General features: G+C 53.2%; 1 protein-coding gene and 1 pseudogene. Both read left to right on the top strand.

The features are described from left to right. Nucleotides 1-134, top strand: a pseudogene (locus XCSCFBP4642_RS29750) (leukotoxin secretion protein D); the annotation flags it as partial. A 343-nt stretch (nucleotides 135-477) separates the two neighbouring features. Next, nucleotides 478-834 (top strand): hypothetical protein, encoded by a 357-nt coding sequence (locus XCSCFBP4642_RS27960; RefSeq protein ID WP_235048224.1) that lies wholly within the window; start codon nucleotides 478-480, stop codon nucleotides 832-834. Nucleotides 835-911: the final 77 nt, after the last annotated feature.

The raw sequence follows: 911 nt of genomic DNA, 5'->3' as shown, positions 1-911 counted from the left end.
TCGATGGGGTCAAGGTGCGGATGAGTGCCGGGATGAGCTTGAGTGCGGAAGTGAAGACGGGCAAGCGGCGGGTGATTGATTACTTGTTGAGTCCCTTGCTAACGCATGTCTCAGAATCTTTGAGGGAGAGATAAGTCAATGTGGGGGCCGCACCGGCTTAGCTATAATCAGCATTTTATCGTGGAAATATTTGGCGGGACGGACTTAGAAATTCTGCCGTCTACATCTGCTTGCAAAAAGCGGTTGCCCAATGTCTGTAACAGCAGAAAACCTAGGAGCAGCTTGATCATGTCTGAAACCATAAGCGCGCACTGTCTGATACAGGTGCAAGCACTGCAAACGTGTCAGGAGCGTCGTGCTGCATACACACACGTCCAGATAGGGACTGTTGTGCGTGGGTGTGTCCTATTGCTAATGTCGGTGCTCGCGGCCGCCTGCTCCAGGACCAGTCCGTCGGATAAGGCGAATCGGCCGGATGTGGTCGGCACCATCGGCCCCAACGTCATTCGTGTGCCAGCACGGGATCTGCTCTTCTACGAATCTGAGCCGGGTACGAAGGAACTGAAAGGTAAGTGTGAGCGTCCATTGCGCAGTCTCGTCATTCGTTTGCGCTGGCCGGGCATGGAGCCACTTAATGAGAATAATGCCGAGGACTACCAAGTTCATCATCGGCAATCGGTCGGCGACTCCCAATGGATCGAAATTGGCATGACTCGCCTCACTCCTACCGAGAAGGTGACGCTTTCCGGAACAAGAGATTTTTTACTCTATCGAAAGCGGATCGTCTCCAGTTATCCGTATGGACTTCCACTCACTTATGGGCACCTCGAATAACCATGCCGGAGTCGATGTGGCGCATGCATGGAGGTGACGATGCTTGGAAACATCAGCACTCTGACATGGTCGGCCAA

Source organism: Xanthomonas cassavae CFBP 4642 (assembly GCF_000454545.1).
Lineage (GTDB): Bacteria > Pseudomonadota > Gammaproteobacteria > Xanthomonadales > Xanthomonadaceae > Xanthomonas > Xanthomonas cassavae.
The sequence above is the reverse complement of the archived record's forward strand: the minus strand, read 5'-3'. Positions and strand labels throughout refer to the sequence as shown.